This is a genomic window from Pseudoalteromonas sp. TB25 (assembly GCF_000497995.1).
GTDB classification, from domain to species: domain Bacteria; phylum Pseudomonadota; class Gammaproteobacteria; order Enterobacterales; family Alteromonadaceae; genus Pseudoalteromonas; species Pseudoalteromonas distincta.
On record NZ_AUTI01000330.1, the window covers coordinates 1 to 10,558 of the forward strand.

The following is a 10,558-nucleotide window of genomic DNA, read 5'->3' on the forward strand; positions in this document are numbered from 1 at the left end:
GAAAGACTTAAAAAATATTATCAGATATTTTCCAAATTCAAGAGGTGACTCTTAGCGCGTAGCGTTAAAGTTGAGGCACCTTGCGCAAAGAAAATGGTAGCACTACGTGCTTGTCATTGATTCTTTGCACCTAATTTGCTTGGTGACAATAGCGTTTTGGACCCACCTGATTCCATGCCGAACTCAGTAGTGAAACGAAACAGCGCCGATGATAGTGTAGCATTTGCTATGTGAAAGTAGGACATTACCAGGCTTCAAATTGTAGAGAGCCCGACTAGAAATAGTCGGGCTTTTTTACGTCTGCAGAAAAGTAAAATACGCGCAATTAACACACACTCACATCAACACCCATCACGTAGGTCGGGCGATCGTAGCGACTCCCGACGCAAAGAGTGTGTAGCATTTCACTGTGACTCTCCACCGCTGTGGGAACCACGATATTCTGGAAAATTTAAATATAAGGGAATAGCGAACATTACTTACTCGAGGTCCTGCAGTCATAACTCGAACTTAATAGCTCATTACTTAAGTACTAAAGTTTATAGCCAAATCTAAAGGCTATTTAAAATAGTCCGTAAGCTTGGGTTTCTTCACTTTCAGATTCTTCTAGTTGAGCTGGTTTAAATATTACGCTTGGATCAATTAATACACTATGCTTTTGGGGGAGCTTGATTAATCCTAGCATCATATTTTTAGTTTGTGGGTCTAGATCAAAACCAACCTCAGTGAGCTTATCCAGTGGCTTTATGTCTTCTTTTTTATAGTCGATATTATCTTCAACCTTATCTACTAATAAACCAACATGTGGATTTAATCCATCTTTGGTGGTGAAAACAATAATAGGTTTATAGTCTAAGGTTATTTGCTCTTTAGCGGATTCAAATAAACGCTCAAGCTGAATTAGACTACTGCGCTTAATTTTGTCGAGCAGAGCTGATGTGTGTTTATCATCACTTTGATTATGGGCTGCTATGGCTGNGAAGGGCTCGTCAAGCCGAGACATTGTTAATTTTAAGTCTTCATTGTCGGTGTTGAATTCTTTGTAAAACAAAACAAAATCTTGTAGTTCGGCGTCATTATTTGAAATAGAAGCCGAGCTATTTAATAAGTTACTATGAAGGGTATTAAACCAGTTTAATAGTTTGTCTTGCCATATTCTTAGTTGTTTTAGTACATGCGCATTACTTTGTTCGGTTGAGATATTATTTAAAATAATACCTAAATCAAAAACAGGTGTTGGTGTATCCATATAATCTTTAACACCAATAAAGCTTTTATTATTGTTTGGTAAAGTTGTTAGATTATTGTCAAAGCGCTCAGTTAATAAAATATCGAGTATTTTTAGCGAAATTGTTTTGCAGCCCACTTTAAAGTTTATTAATTCCATGCCTTTATCTTAATTTACCTATTAATGCTTTAAGGATAGAACAAATTAAATAAATAGCTTAAAGATGGATAAAATTTAACAGAGATAGGGCAACTAGAAATTATTAGATGGTGCTAGTGAGGTTTTTTATGGCACGTTTAAATTGATTCTCAAGCTGTTTTTTTCCTAATAATCCTAAGTGTTGAATCACTTTTTCATTACTTTCATTTTGAAGTACTAACTTTATTAAAAGTTGTTTATCAGACTCTGTTAATTGAGATATATAAGAAGGTGACTGGCTCAGTAACTGCCAAAGAGTTGCAGAGATACTAAATTGAGTGAAGTTACTTTTAGTGAGCAGCGCTAATCGCTCGTGAGTCTCTAGGCTTATTAACTCGTCGCTAAATCCTTCAATTATTATATTCACGAGTTGCCAATCTAGTGTTTTAAAGTGTGTTAAAAGAGCATAAAAGAAATCGATTTTAAACTGCTTTTTTAGGGGGTGAAGAATTGTACTTTTGTCGCTTAAGCATTTAACTACAAGCGCCGAATGTTCAGCGGTGCTTTTATCGCGTTGATAACCTAATTTTACAGTATCAAATCCTAGGTTTTGCCAAAAATTAAGTAACTGCGCCGTTGCGCCAAAGCTTGCACCAAGCCAACTACATTGGCTTTTTACCTGTGATTCGCAATAACTAAGTAACTTTTTACCAAGTCCTATATTGTGGGAACTCGGATCAATCGCTATTCGTACAACGCGAGCGCTCAGTTTCGTTAAACAGTCATTATTAAAGCTAAGTTGTGAGAGTGCTTGCGCCATTAAATGTCCTTGCGGACGGCGCTCTCCACTTATAACCTGTAGGGCAAGTTCTTCACTTAAACCACCTTCTATGGCGATTAAGCATACGCCAACTAATTGATTATTAATTTTGCTAATAAATAGTCTTTGCGATGGTGCGTCTAGTAGTTGGCGTAAGTCGTTGACACTACTTTGATAGTGAGCCAGTGCAAGTAGGGCAATAACTTGCTGCAGTAAAGATTCATTGTTTACAAGGGATTGCTGAGTTATTTCGCTATGAACTGGCTGCTCTAATTGATCACTACTTAACTCTATATATTCTGCATCGAGTGCAAGCAAGGTGCGAATGTGCTTCTCGAGGGGATCGTATTTAGCAAAACGCAGTGGCTCATCAAGCGTTACAACTTTAGAGGCTTTATAGTGCGCTTTTATATAGTTACTAAAGCGAATGGTATAACCCCTACCATTTCCTTCATATCCAACTAGAGTGCTTGCAAAGACTATACGAGGATAATGAGCTAGCATTTTTAGTAATAACGGAACAGGGATTGCTGCAGCTTCATCAACGAGTAGTAAATCGCACTCAGGTAGTGTGTTTAATAACGCGTCAGGTGCAACGTAGTGCAAGTTGGCGAGCTGTTTATGTTCAGCGTTGTATTGCAGGCTTAACTCTTGGGCTAAATGTTTAAAGCTGCTATGGGTCGCTTTAAACTGAGTGCTGCAAATAATTACTTTTTTATCAGTTAGTTTTGCCGCGGCTAAGCCAAGTGCTGCCGACTTACCTCTGCCTCTATCGGCATTAATGAGTAAAGGCCTGTTGGCACGGCCGTTAGCTACTTTTACTATTTGCTCAATACAGTTTTGCTGTGGCTCATAATCAATTTTATTATGCATTACATAGCTAGCGTTATTACTAATACAGCCATTTTTTTCACTAAAGTGAAAAGCGGGCGACGGTTTAATAATAGTCGCGAAACGTTGATTAAATAAACTACAGTCAATGGTGTGACCATGTGATTGCACTGTGCTTAATGCGGGATCTTGCCAAGAGGCTAAATCATCTAATTCAGGTAGTAATAAAAACAGTATACCGCCTGCTTTAACGGTGCCGGCAAGTGCTGCAAGTTTATCAGGGTGCAAACCACTAAAACCATCGTAAACAGCATGGGCAAATTCTTGCCCTAAAATTTGGTGTGTGCGAGTAGGCCAGTACGAATTTTTAATCGCGCACTGCTTGGATACAACAAGTGTATTGTTTTCATCTATTAATGAGTTAAGTAATTCACAACACCAAGCTGAGCTGCCAGTAATTAATACTAGCTGGCGATGATACGCGCCAGCTAGTTGTTGTTTTAATTCATTTAGGTGTGTTTTATACCGCTTGTAATCGTGCATAAGCCGTTACTAACCATTTGCTACCAAGGTCGTCAAAGTTAACTTGTACGCGAGATTGCGCGCCACTGCCTTCGTAATTAAGTACGGTACCAACACCAAACTTAGCATGCAAAACTCGTTGCCCTAAGTTAAAGCCACTGTCTTCAAATGCTGCATGGCTAACTGATGCGCTAAAACGCCCGGCGGCAGGTGGACGAGAAACCTGTGTTTTAATACGAATTTCTTCTACGCAGTCTTCAGGGATTTCGCGTAAAAAGCGAGATGGGCTATGGTATTTCTCTTGCCCGTATAAACGGCGACTCTCAGCATGGCTAATGTATAACTTATCCATTGCTCGTGTCATGCCTACATAACAAAGGCGGCGCTCTTCTTCTAAGCGACCCGACTCTTCGTTGCTTTGCTGAGAAGGGAACATGCCTTCTTCTACGCCTACCATAAACACTAGCGGAAACTCTAAGCCTTTAGCTGAGTGAAGCGTCATCATTTGTACGGCGTCTTCGTGTTCTTCTGCTTGTCCTTCACCTGACTCAAGTGACGTATGGGCTAAAAAGCCTTGTAAAGGCGAGCTGTATTCTTCGTCTTCAGGAAGTTCGTACTGGTCACATGCGCTAATTAGCTCTTCTAAGTTTTCTACGCGAGCACGGCCTTTTTCACCTTTTTCAGCTTGGTACATTGCCATCAAGCCTGAGGTTTGAATTGTGTACTTGGCTTGCTCATGCAAAGTTAGATCGCTAATTTTATCTTCTATTTGTTCAACGAGTTCTACAAACTTACTTACTGCACCCGAAGCACGACCAGATAAATGCTGTTGTTCTACAATTGCTTTTGCGGCATACCAAAGCGGTAACGATTCTGCTCGTGCACAGTCGCGTATATGGCTCAATGTTTTGTCGCCAATACCGCGTGCTGGCGTATTAATTACACGCTCAAACGCGGCATCGTCTTGACGATTACCTACTAGGCGTAAGTACGACAACGCATCTTTAATTTCTTGTCGTTCGAAGAATCGCATACCACCATAAATACGGTATTTTAAGCCTTCTTGTAGCATGGCTTCCTCGAGTACACGAGATTGCGCGTTACTACGGTATAAAATTGCTGCATCTTGTAGGGCATTCCCTGCATTTAACCAGCTTCGTAGTTTGCTACTTACAAAGCGTGCTTCGTCTAATTCATTAAATGCTGCATAAATAGAAATTGGCTCGCCATCGTTACCGTCGGTCCATAAGCTTTTACCCATACGCTCTGAGTTATTTTGAATTAATGCATTAGACGCTTTCAAAATAGTTGCAGTTGAACGGTAGTTTTGTTCAAGACGAATGGTTTCTGCGCTAAAGTCAGTTAAAAATCGTTTAATATTTTCGATTTTAGCACCGCGCCAACCGTAAATACTTTGGTCATCGTCGCCTACAATCATGATACTGCTTGTATCGCCTGCAAGTAACTTTAACCATGCATATTGGATGGTATTTGTATCTTGGAACTCGTCTACGAGCATATGTGCAAAGCGTTGCTGGTAATGACGTAGTAACGTAGGGTTATTTTTTAACACTTCGTAGCTGCGTAGTAATATTTCGGCAAAATCAACTAGGCCTGCTCTATCACAGGCTTCTTGATAGGCGGCGTAAACACGCAGCATCATTTGCTCGTTAATATCGTATGCTTGAATATCTTTAGGGCGAAGTGCTTCATCTTTTTTGGCGCTTATGTACCAGCCAAATTGTTTAGCTGGCCATTTTTTATCATCAATATTCATCGATTTTAGTAAGCGCTTGATCATCCTAAGTTGATCGTCAGAGTCTAAAATTTGAAAGGCTTCAGGTAAGTTAGCTTCACGATGATGAGCACGTAAGATACGATGCGATAAACCATGGAATGTACCAATCCACATACCGCCTACAGGGGCTTTTAGTGTTTCTTCAACGCGGCTACGCATTTCTTTAGCCGCTTTATTAGTAAAGGTTACAGCAAAAATACTGTAAGCAGATGCTTGCTCAACTTGCATAAGCCACGCAATACGATGAACTAACACTCGTGTTTTACCAGACCCAGCACCTGCTAATACCAGCATGTTTTGTAGTGGGGCTGCAACGGCATCGCGTTGTTTGTCATTTAAGCCATCGAGTAATTGTGAAACGTCCATCGTTACGCCTTTTTAATCAATATTGTGGGCAGTATAACAGGTGTTTTTGTTAGGCTAAATAAAATACTGTTTTTATAAACAGCTATTTATAAAATAGCCTTAAAAACGAGTAACTTGCTATTTTTTTGAACAAACAAAAAGTGTAAACGCACAATAAAAATTGCTAATTTGACCTAAAGTTAGCAAAATTTACTAACTCTCTAAATCTAGACTAATTTAACTATTTGATTTGTAAGCTTTAATAAATTGGCATAGAGTGTGTAAGTAAATAATTATAAAATCAAATAAATACAGAGGTTAGTATGGCAGATCAAGGTTCTGGCGGTAATGTAATCGCAGCATTATGTAATATATTTTTTCCTGGTTTAGGGCAGTTAGTGCAAGGGCGTATTTTAGCGGCTATATTTTTTGCACTCGCTATTATAATAAGTTACGCACTAATTTATGTGCTTGTAGGCTTTGTACTTGTGCCTATTATTTACTTATGGTCGATTATTGACGCAGCGCGTTATAGATCGCGAAGTTAACGGCTTTAAAGTTGAGTGAAATAGCGCCCATGTGGCGCTATTTTACTTTATATGTCCTGTGGTTTGCGGGCGTTTACGTATATAATTACGCAATTAAAGATTTACAGGCAAACCCTATGGAATATCAATTTATTCGCGACCCTATTAGTGGGCTACGTATTAAAATAAGCAGTGAACACGCTATTATTGGTCGCTGGCTAAACGAAGAAATAGGCAAAGATAAAGTAGCTATGGTGCAAGCGCTTATTGCATCGGTGAGTTCAAGCTATGAGCCGCTAACGCTAAAAGGCCAAGAAATAGATTTAATATTAACTAAAGACGAAGCATTATTTGAAGCCCATGCGCTTCATCAAGACAGTGAAGACCTAATAGCGTATCAAGATGACGATTTAGCGCTTGAAGAAAATGGTTTAAGTAGTGGTTGTGGCTTTGAAGATTTCATTGATTTAATTGATTCATGGGCTGAATTTAGCGGCTCAAAGTAAACTACATATTAAGATAGTGCTGATGCGTTAAGCTTCCTTTATCTGTACTATTACACTAATCAAAAACGACAGGAATGAATATGTCTGCCAATTTAAACAAGCTAGTAGTTATGCTAGAAATGCAAAACGCCATGAACACTAAAGTACATGAGCAATGGTTTACTCAAGGATTCGAATGGTACCGCGCTATTTGGGTTGAGTGCGCTGAAATGCTGGATCATCATGGTTGGAAATGGTGGAAAAAACAAACACCAGATACTGAACAAGTTATTTTAGAGTTGGTTGATATTTTTCATTTTGGTCTATCGCTTAGAATTGACGGTAAAACTAGCTACGAAGACTTAGCAAAGCAACTTGAAACTGAGCTTAGTAATGCTCAACAAGCGGATGACTTTAAACAAACGCTAGAAATATTAGCGGCTTCTGCTGTTGCAGATAAAACGTTTAATGCCGCTGCCTTTGCCGGCTGTATGGCGCAAATGGGTATGGATATTGATGATTTATATCGCGGCTACGTAGGTAAAAATACGTTAAACTTTTTCCGCCAAGATCACGGTTACAAAGATGGTAGCTATATTAAAGAATGGAACGGGCAAGAAGATAACGAGCATTTAGTTGAAGTAGTTAAAAGCCTTGATACAGAACATGCAGATTTTGCAAAGTTAGTATACCAAGGCCTTGAAGCGCGTTACCCAAAAATCTAGCCCAAGTAAACTGAGTTAAATAATCTTACGATAGTCGGTAACACTCAGGTAATCGGCTATTTCGTTATGTGGTTGTTGGCTATCAGGGTTAGCAACTGCAAGTAAGTGCTCAATGCCGTATTCTCGTGCGGCATTTAATACCGGCACACTGTCATCTACAAACAAAGTGCGCTGCTTATTAAACCCTAAGTCTTTTTGTACTTGGTGCCACAAACTTTGCTGCTCTTTACTTACTCCATATTCATGAGTAGACACTACACCATCTAGGTAGTTATCAATCGCTGTATGCTCAAATTTCAGCATGACACTCTCAGGGTGGGCGTTGGTAAGTAAAATTAACTCTTTGCCTGCTTTTTTAAGCTCGGTTAAAAAATGAGGTACGTCTTCGCGCATTTTAATTAAATGCTGAGACTCTCGTTTAAGCTCCATTATAGGCAAGCTTAATTGCTGCTCCCAATAATCTAAACAATACCACTGTATTTGACCGCTCACAGCTTGATAGCGTTTTAAAATATCTGCTTTAGCTGCATCAAGGCTAATGCCTCTCGCTAATGCGTGTTGCGCAGGGATAACGTTAAGCCAAAAATGACTGTCGTAATGTAAATCGAGTAATGTTCCATCCATGTCGAGCAAAACGGTATCGATTTTTGACCAATTTAACATAGGAATTTCAACTTATAAGGTTTATTATTGAACTAACTGCCATGATAGCAAATTAACGCCAATGACACAGAAAAAGCACCCAACACCACCACAAATCCTCAGTAACAATGTTGTCGCTAAAAGCCGCCTGTTTACTGTGGAGTCTTTAGAGCTAAAGTTTTCTAATAACGAAGAGCGCCAGTATGAGCGAATTCGCGGCGGTGGCCGGGGAGCAGTGATGATTGTTCCGTTAAGTGCAGATAACGAATTACTACTTGTACGTGAATACTGTGCGGGCACAAACGATTACCAGTTAGGTTTTCCTAAAGGCTTAATCGATCCGGGCGAAACGCCAGAGCAAGCTGCTAACAGAGAGCTTAAAGAAGAAATTGGCTTTGGTGCTGAGTATTTTAAACCATTAAGAACAGTAACAATGGCGCCGAGTTACTTTAATGCCACTATGCATATTTTATTTGCTAAGCAATTATACCCACAAACCCTTATTGGCGACGAACCAGAGCCGCTTGTTGTTGTTAAGTGGCCATTAACTCAGTGGCAGTCATTATTAGACCAAGAAGATTTTACCGAAGCACGCAGTGTTGCAGCTTTGCTATTATTAGATAAGTATTTAGCGTCTGGAGCTGCCGATGAATAAATTAATCGAACCGTGTATTGAATTAGCTGAGCGTGCTGGCGATGCAATTATGGCCATTTATAAAAAAGGCGATATTGGCCAACAAGAGAAATCAGATAATACGCCTGTAACAAAAGCTGATTTAGCAGCAAATGACGTACTGGTTGCTGGATTAAAAGCACTTGCGCCCGATATCCCAATTATGTCGGAAGAAACACCTATACCAGCACTCGCCGTCAGACAGGACTGGCAGCGTTATTGGTTNCCAATGGATGGTACAGGCGAATTTATTTTAGAAAGTGGCGACTTTGCAGTAAACATTGCATTGATTGAAAATAATCATCCTGTGCTTGGCGTTATTCATTGGCCTGCAAAAGGTGTGACTTATTTTGCTACAGCTAAAAATGGTGCCTTTAAACGTGAAAACTCAATTGATAAGCAAATATCTGTAGCGCCGCCAGAGAGCTTGACGCTTGCAGTGAGCCGCCGCCAAAAAATAGAAGCGGTGAGTCAGTATTTAAATAGCCAGTTTACAACGATTGCTATTGGTTCGTGTTCTTTAAAAGCCTGTACTGTTGCAGAGGGCAAAGCAGATTGTTTTTTAAGAATTGGTCCAACGGGAGAGTGGGATACAGGTGCTTCACAAGTTATCGTTGAAGAAGCCGGTGGTTGTATTACCGATGCAGAATTTAACCCGCTAACGTACAACCAACGAGAGAGTACTGAAAACCCTGACTTTATAGTGATGGGACATCCCGACTGGGAATGGCAAAAAATGATTAATCCGCATCAAAGGTTGAGCGCAGAATAGTGATTTGATTGCTTTTTGTTCGGTTAAACAATTTTAATTAGTTTAGGCCTTGCATTAAATGTTTATTCCTATATAGTAGCGCTCTCTTCAAGGCAGGCTCGTAAATATTACGAAAATGCTTTAAAGAAATTACAGGCGCGGGATGGAGCAGTCTGGTAGCTCGTCGGGCTCATAACCCGAAGGTCGTCGGTTCAAATCCGGCTCCCGCAACCAATTTCCTTAGGGATTGAGGTTACTGTAAACTCTAACTTAAGAGATAAAATAAAGTAGTCGATAGACTTAAAATATACAGGCGCGGGATGGAGCAGTCTGGTAGCTCGTCGGGCTCATAACCCGAAGGTCGTCGGTTCAAATCCGGCTCCCGCAACCAATTCTTTAATTGGAAGCCAAGTTGTAATGTAAGCAACTTTAAACAAGTCTACAAATTTCAGGCGCGGGATGGAGCAGTCTGGTAGCTCGTCGGGCTCATAACCCGAAGGTCGTCGGTTCAAATCCGGCTCCCGCAACCACTGAAATAAATAAGAATGAAACGACACGCTTAAAGCGTGTTTTTTTATGTCTAAAATTTGGTGTGTATATTGTGGCTCATAACCCGAAGGTCGTCGGTTCACCTTTTATAAGTTCAGGCTCCCGCAACCACTGAAATAAATAAGAATGAAACGACACGCTTAAAGCGTGTTTTTTTATGTCTAAAATTTAGTGTGTATATTGTGGCTCATAACCCGAAGGTCGTCGGTTCACCTTTTATAAGTTCAAGCTCCCGCAACCACTGAAATAAATAAGAATGAAACGGCACGCTTAAAGCGTGTTTTTTTATGTCTAAAATTTAGTGTGTATATTGTGGTTCATAACCCGAAGGTCGTCGGTTCACCTTTTATAAGTTCAGGCTCCCGCAACCACTGAGATAAATAAGAATGAAACGGCACGCTTAAAGCGTGTTTTTTTATGTCTAAAATTTGGTGTGTATATTGTGGCTCATAACCCGAAGGTCGTCGGTTCACCTTTTATAAGTTCAGGCTCCCGCAACCACTGAAATAAATAAGAATGAAACG

General features: G+C 40.0%; 9 protein-coding genes, 3 tRNA genes and 1 rRNA gene. 9 read left to right on the forward strand and 4 right to left on the reverse strand.

What is annotated here, in order from left to right:
• Positions 1 to 138 precede the first annotated feature (138 nt).
• A 5S ribosomal RNA gene (rrf, locus tag L652_RS0112795) occupies positions 139 to 253 on the forward strand.
• A gap of 309 nt (positions 254 to 562) precedes the next feature.
• On the opposite strand, the gene L652_RS0112800 is transcribed toward rrf, so the two are convergent.
• The 3 genes from L652_RS0112800 to uvrD form a co-directional block, all read right to left on the reverse strand.
• Positions 563 to 1,387: a hypothetical protein gene (locus tag L652_RS0112800; RefSeq protein WP_024603486.1), complete on the reverse strand. Its 825-nt coding sequence runs from the start codon at positions 1,385 to 1,387 to the stop codon at positions 563 to 565.
• Between the two features lie 103 nt (positions 1,388 to 1,490).
• Positions 1,491 to 3,560: a GNAT family N-acetyltransferase gene (locus L652_RS0112805; RefSeq protein ID WP_024596423.1), complete on the reverse strand. Its 2,070-nt coding sequence runs from the start codon at positions 3,558 to 3,560 to the stop codon at positions 1,491 to 1,493.
• A complete protein-coding gene (gene uvrD, locus L652_RS0112810) occupies positions 3,538 to 5,703 on the reverse strand; it encodes a DNA helicase II (protein WP_024596422.1) in 2,166 nt (721 codons plus the stop codon). The genes L652_RS0112805 and uvrD overlap by 23 nt, the downstream gene beginning before the upstream one ends.
• 302 nt (positions 5,704 to 6,005) lie before the next feature.
• On the opposite strand from uvrD, the gene L652_RS0112815 reads away from it, so the two are divergent.
• The 3 genes from L652_RS0112815 to L652_RS0112825 all read left to right on the forward strand — a co-directional run bounded on the left by L652_RS0112815 (position 6,006) and on the right by L652_RS0112825 (position 7,419).
• A complete protein-coding gene (locus L652_RS0112815) occupies positions 6,006 to 6,230 on the forward strand; it encodes a hypothetical protein (protein WP_002963009.1) in 225 nt (74 codons plus the stop codon).
• Between the two features lie 116 nt (positions 6,231 to 6,346).
• A complete protein-coding gene (locus L652_RS0112820) occupies positions 6,347 to 6,715 on the forward strand; it encodes a YacL family protein (protein WP_002963010.1) in 369 nt (122 codons plus the stop codon).
• A gap of 80 nt (positions 6,716 to 6,795) precedes the next feature.
• On the forward strand, positions 6,796 to 7,419 hold the full coding sequence (locus tag L652_RS0112825; protein ID WP_024596421.1) for a dUTP diphosphatase: 624 nt from the start codon (positions 6,796 to 6,798) through the stop codon (positions 7,417 to 7,419).
• 15 nt (positions 7,420 to 7,434) lie between these two features.
• On the opposite strand, the gene yrfG is transcribed toward L652_RS0112825, so the two are convergent.
• The gene (gene yrfG, locus L652_RS0112830) at positions 7,435 to 8,082 is read right to left on the reverse strand and encodes a GMP/IMP nucleotidase (protein WP_007378908.1); all 648 of its coding nucleotides are present in this window, start codon (positions 8,080 to 8,082) and stop codon (positions 7,435 to 7,437) included.
• 61 nt (positions 8,083 to 8,143) lie between these two features.
• On the opposite strand from yrfG, the gene nudE reads away from it, so the two are divergent.
• The 5 genes from nudE (at position 8,144) to L652_RS0112855 (ending at position 10,015) form a co-directional block, all read left to right on the forward strand.
• Positions 8,144 to 8,716, forward strand: coding sequence for an ADP compounds hydrolase NudE (gene nudE, locus L652_RS0112835; RefSeq protein ID WP_007586548.1), 573 nt, complete (start codon positions 8,144 to 8,146; stop codon positions 8,714 to 8,716).
• A complete protein-coding gene (cysQ, locus tag L652_RS0112840) occupies positions 8,709 to 9,506 on the forward strand; it encodes a 3'(2'),5'-bisphosphate nucleotidase CysQ (protein ID WP_024603487.1) in 798 nt (265 codons plus the stop codon). Before nudE ends, cysQ begins: the two co-directional genes overlap by 8 nt.
• Positions 9,507 to 9,642: 136 nt before the next feature.
• Positions 9,643 to 9,719 (forward strand) — tRNA-Met (locus tag L652_RS0112845).
• A gap of 80 nt (positions 9,720 to 9,799) precedes the next feature.
• Positions 9,800 to 9,876 (forward strand) — tRNA-Met (locus L652_RS0112850).
• Positions 9,877 to 9,938: 62 nt separating this feature from the next.
• Positions 9,939 to 10,015, forward strand: a tRNA-Met gene (locus L652_RS0112855).
• Positions 10,016 to 10,558: the final 543 nt, after the last annotated feature.

Excerpts from the sequence above, each read along its gene's own strand:
- uvrD (WP_024596422.1), bottom strand. The coding sequence starts at position 5,703 with ATGGACGTTTCACAATTACTCGATGGCTTAAATGACAAACAACGCGAT.
- L652_RS0112825 (WP_024596421.1), top strand. The coding sequence starts at position 6,796 with ATGTCTGCCAATTTAAACAAGCTAGTAGTTATGCTAGAAATGCAAAAC.
- yrfG (WP_007378908.1), bottom strand. The coding sequence starts at position 8,082 with ATGTTAAATTGGTCAAAAATCGATACCGTTTTGCTCGACATGGATGGA.
- nudE (WP_007586548.1), top strand. The coding sequence starts at position 8,144 with ATGACACAGAAAAAGCACCCAACACCACCACAAATCCTCAGTAACAAT.
- L652_RS0112820 (WP_002963010.1), top strand. The coding sequence starts at position 6,347 with ATGGAATATCAATTTATTCGCGACCCTATTAGTGGGCTACGTATTAAA.
- L652_RS0112805 (WP_024596423.1), bottom strand. The coding sequence starts at position 3,560 with ATGCACGATTACAAGCGGTATAAAACACACCTAAATGAATTAAAACAA.
- L652_RS0112815 (WP_002963009.1), top strand. The coding sequence starts at position 6,006 with ATGGCAGATCAAGGTTCTGGCGGTAATGTAATCGCAGCATTATGTAAT.